This window comes from Flavobacterium silvaticum (genome assembly GCF_012911565.1).
Taxonomy (GTDB): Bacteria; Bacteroidota; Bacteroidia; order Flavobacteriales; family Flavobacteriaceae; genus Flavobacterium; species Flavobacterium silvaticum.
In genome coordinates this window covers 1-3,926 of record NZ_JAAMPU010000080.1, presented here as the reverse complement: position 1 = coordinate 3,926, position 3,926 = coordinate 1, and the positions used below count along the sequence as shown (strand labels likewise).

Annotated in this window: 3 protein-coding genes; all 3 read left to right on the top strand. The window is 57.4% G+C overall.

What is annotated here, in order from left to right:
* A partial coding sequence (locus tag G6047_RS00455; protein ID WP_169525356.1) for a gliding motility-associated C-terminal domain-containing protein occupies positions 1 to 976 on the top strand: 976 nt, incomplete at its 5' end.
* Positions 977 to 1,039: 63 nt separating this feature from the next.
* Positions 1,040 to 1,960, top strand: a complete 921-nt coding sequence (locus G6047_RS00450) for a PorP/SprF family type IX secretion system membrane protein (protein WP_169525354.1) — start codon at positions 1,040 to 1,042, stop codon at positions 1,958 to 1,960.
* 22 nt (positions 1,961 to 1,982) lie between these two features.
* Positions 1,983 to 3,878, top strand: a complete 1,896-nt coding sequence (locus tag G6047_RS00445) for an OmpA family protein (protein WP_169525353.1) — start codon at positions 1,983 to 1,985, stop codon at positions 3,876 to 3,878.
* Positions 3,879 to 3,926: the final 48 nt, after the last annotated feature.

The window sequence follows — 3,926 nt, the reverse complement described above, 5'->3', positions numbered from 1 at the left end:
CTTCACCGTTACCGTTACCCCTGCTCCTGTATTGGATGCGGTTGGTGACCTTTCGGACTGCGAGTCGATCACGTTGCCTTCATTGAGTGTTGGATCGTATTACACGGATGCGGAACACACGCAGTTGCTTACGGATACGACCTTCACGGAGGCTGGTGTGACCACGGTTTATGTGTATGCCCAGACCAACGGCGATCCGGACTGTTCGAGCAGTGCGTTCTTCACGGTCACGGTCGGTGCGCCACCTGCGGTCCCTACGTTGGGTGATGTGGAGGCCTGCGGCAGCTACACGCTTGACCTTGGAGCTTTGGAAGGCTTCCCCGGTGCGGGCTATTACAGCCAGGAAGGCGGTCAGTTGCCAATCACGGGCCCTATCACCCAGACACAGGTTGTGTACGTGTATGCCGGGGATGCGACCAACCCGAACTGTTTCTCCCAGAGCCAGTTCACGGTGACCATCACGCCTGCTCCGGGAGTCAGTGTCGTTGGTGAGTGCCAGGGCGCGAACTTCGTGCTTACGGCGTTCGATTCCGACGGGGTGGCCTTCCCATCGGGAACGGAATACGAGTGGGTGGATTCCGATGGTAACTTTGTGGACAATACGGCTTCCATCACGGTCACCCAGGAGGGTACCTATACGGTTACGGTTTCCATCCCTAACGGGGAGGGCCGCTGCTTCAGCGACGGTGAGCCTTACCTGGTGACCTCGACCAGCTGTACGATCCAGAAGGGTATCTCTGCCAACAACGACGGGATCAATGATTACTTCGACCTGGTTGGCCAGAACGTTGGCAAGCTGGAGATCTACAACCGCTACGGAATCAAGGTCTATGAGATGAACGACTACAGCAACCAGTGGTACGGGCAGTCGGACAAAGGCGAGGAGCTTCCCGACGGTACGTATTACTACGTGATCATGTACAAGACCGATACGGCTACCAAGACAGGCTGGATCTATATCAACCGTAAAAACTAAAATGCCACGGGACAGGCCCCTTGCGACAAGGGTGCCTGTCCTTACTTAAAAAAAGCGATACAGATGAACAAAATATATATCACTGCCCTGGCAGTCTTCATGGGACTGGCCGCCAGTGCACAACAGGATCCGCACTACACGCAGTACATGTACAACATGAGCGTGATGAACCCTGCGTATGCGGGCTCGAAGGAGAGCCTTTCGGGGGGTCTGCTCTACCGCAAGCAATGGGTCGACATCGAGGATTCCCCGAGTACGGGCACGTTCTTCGCCCATGCCCCTGTAGGCAACAACCTGGGTCTGGGTGTTTCCCTGATCAACGACCGCATCGGTCCGGTCGAGGAGACCAACGCCTACATCGACGTCTCCTATACGCTGCACCTTGCCGGTGAGCACCGTCTGGCCTTCGGGATCAAGGGAGGGGCGACCTTCCACAAGGTCGACTTCACGCAGATCTACCCTACGCTCCCGGATGTTGGCGACGGTGTCTTTGCGGGTGCCAACCCCAGCGAGACGCTGCTGAACGTGGGTGCCGGTCTTTTCTATTACACCGACAAGTACTACGTGGCCTTCTCGGTGCCGAACATGCTCAAGGGGAAGTACCTCGACTACAACGGGACGAACTACGGATCGGAGACGATGCACTACTTTCTGACGGCGGGTTACGTCTTCCAGCTGACGGACAACCTGAAGTTCAAGCCCTCGGCGATGCTCAAGAGCGCCTTCAAGGCCCCGACGTCGCTTGACGTGTCGGCCAACTTCCTGTTCAGCGAGCGCTTCGAGATCGGTGCGACCTACCGCCTGGAGGATTCCTTCGGTGGCATGGTCAACTTCGCCATCATCCGTGACGTGCTGAAGATCGGCTACGCCTACGACCATATCGTATCGGACCTGAAGACCACGACCTCCTCCTCGCATGAGGTCATGCTGCTGTTCGACATCACGGGCTCGAAGAAAGTCTCCAGATCGCCACGTTATTTTTAATCCCAGGCAAAACACGTAAGAAATGAAAAGAATCAATATAGTATTAGGTGCGTTGCTTATCACGGTAAGCCTTACGGCACAGAACAAGAATACCGAGAAGGCCGACAAGCTCTTCAACAGCCTGGAGTACGTGGATGCTGCCAGGGAATATGAGGAACTGGCGGCCAAGGGCAAGGGCGACGATTATGTCTATAAGCAGCTTGCCGACAGTTACTACAACGTCTTCAACAGCAAGTCCGCCGTCACGTGGTACGCCAAGGCGACCCAGGGGGGCAAGGCCGATGCCGAGACGTATTACCGCTATGCGCAGATGCTCAAGGCCGAAGGGCGCTATGAGGATGCCAACAAACAGATGGCGCAGTTCGCCAGGCTGGCACCGCAGGATGACCGTGCGGTCGCCTTCAAGGCCGACCCGGACTACCTTCCGAAGCTCCGGAGCCAGAGCAAGCTCTATACGGAGAAGGCGGTGACCATCAACAGCCCGGAGTCGGACTTCGGTGCGCTATTGACCAACGACAACTACCTGTACTTCGCCTCTGCGCGCAACAAGTCGCGCAAGACCTCGGGTTGGGACGACCAGCCGTACCTGGATTTGTACCAGGCGGTGATGAACGCGGACGGTACCCTGGCCGAGGCCACACCTGTCAGCGGGTCGGTGAACACCAAATGGCACGAGGGGCCGGCGAGCTTCTCCCCGGACGGGAACACGATGTACTTCTCGAGCGAGAGCTTTTTGGAGAAGGAGTACGAGAAGGACTTCGCCAACAAGCAAAGGAACAAGAACAAGATCAAGAAGAGCCAGACGTACCTGTATTCGGCCACGAAGGACGGCCAGGGCTGGGGCAACGTGAAGGAGCTTTCCTTCAACAGCAAGGACTACTCCAACCGTACCCCGAGCGTCTCCAAGGACGGCAAGACGCTGTACTTCGCCTCGAACATGCCGGGCTCGGTGGGGGGCTTCGATATCTTCAAGGTGTCGATCAACGCCGATGGTTCTTTCGGCACGCCGCAGAACCTGGGCAGGAAGGTCAACACCGAGGGCAACGAGGGCTTCCCGTTCATCGGTGAGGACAACCGCCTGTACTTCTCCTCCGAGGCGCACAAGGGCTTCGGCGGGCTGGACGTGTTCTATGTGGACCTGGACAAGGGCACCGATGCCAAGAACCTGGGCGCCCCGGTCAACACGGCCAAGGACGACTTCGCCTTCACCTTCAACAAGGCCAGGAACACGGGCTTCTTCTCCTCGAACCGCAACGGCAACGACGACATCTTCCAGGTGACGCCGATCTGTGCTACGGAGGTCAACACCACGGTGAAGGATGCCGTGACCGGAAAGCTTCTTAGCGATGCGAAGGTATCGATCCTGGACGAGAAGAAGAACGTGATCGAGACCAAGACGACCCAATCCAACGGTCAGGTGAGCTATACGGTGGACTGCGGCAAGACCTATACGATCCAGGCCAGCAAGGACGGCTACGAGTCGGGCAGCTTCCCTGTTGCCAAGACCGACGGCAAGGCCCAGGAGATCCCTGCCGACCTGAAGCCTATCGAATCGATCGTGAAGGAGGACCAGATCGTGCTCAACGAGATCTACTTCGAGTATGACAAGAGCAACATCACCAGGGAGGGTGCCTTCGAACTGGACAAGCTGGTGCAGGTGCTGAACAAGTATCCGGCGCTGGTGATCATGGTCAAGTCGCATACGGACAACCGCGGTTCGGACGCCTACAACCTGGCCCTCTCGGACAGACGTGCCCGCTCCACGGTCCAGTACATCCTCTCGAAAGGCATCGCCAAGGAGCGCATCTCGGGCAAGGGCTACGGGGAGAGCGAGCCCAAGGTGGCCTGCGGGGAGAACTGCACCGAGGAGCAGCATGCCCAGAACCGCCGTTCGGAGTTCCTCATCGTGAAGAAATGACCCATACCATATCTTTGATACAAAAGCCGGCATCCCCGGCTTTTTTGT

What these genes read in the sequence shown, in the direction of transcription:
- G6047_RS00450 (WP_169525354.1), top strand. Translation starts at nt 1,040, where the DNA reads ATGAACAAAATATATATCACTGCCCTGGCAGTCTTCATGGGACTGGCC.
- G6047_RS00445 (WP_169525353.1), top strand. Translation starts at nt 1,983, where the DNA reads ATGAAAAGAATCAATATAGTATTAGGTGCGTTGCTTATCACGGTAAGC.